The sequence below is a fragment of the Bacillus sp. SIMBA_005 genome, assembly GCF_046535585.1.
Classification (GTDB): Bacteria; Bacillota; Bacilli; order Bacillales; family Bacillaceae; genus Bacillus; species Bacillus pumilus.
Genome location: NZ_JAWRWI010000775.1, coordinates 1 through 254, shown reverse-complemented (window position 1 = coordinate 254; position 254 = coordinate 1). Strand labels below are relative to the sequence as shown.

At 59.1% G+C, this 254-nt stretch carries 1 pseudogene; it reads right to left on the bottom strand.

The window, feature by feature from the left end:
* Positions 1–254, bottom strand: a pseudogene (locus SB660_RS22175) (heavy metal translocating P-type ATPase); the annotation flags it as partial.

Sequence of the window (254 nt, the reverse complement as noted above, 5' to 3'; positions counted from 1 at the left end):
GATTCCATCAGCCGTCTTGATCCGGCTAGAATCGTTCTGCCGTCAGCCTCTGCATAGATTCCGGAACCGATCCGGGCTTGAAACCGGGTGAGTTTCGGGATGGAAATCCCCCGTTTTTCGGCTCCTGACACGATGGCTTCTCCGAGCGGGTGCTCTGATCCCGTTTCGGCGGCTGCCGCCAGCCGCAGGAGTTCCTCTTCGTTCATTCCCTCTGCCGGTACGGCATCTGTCAGAACCGGTCTGCCGTTTGTCAC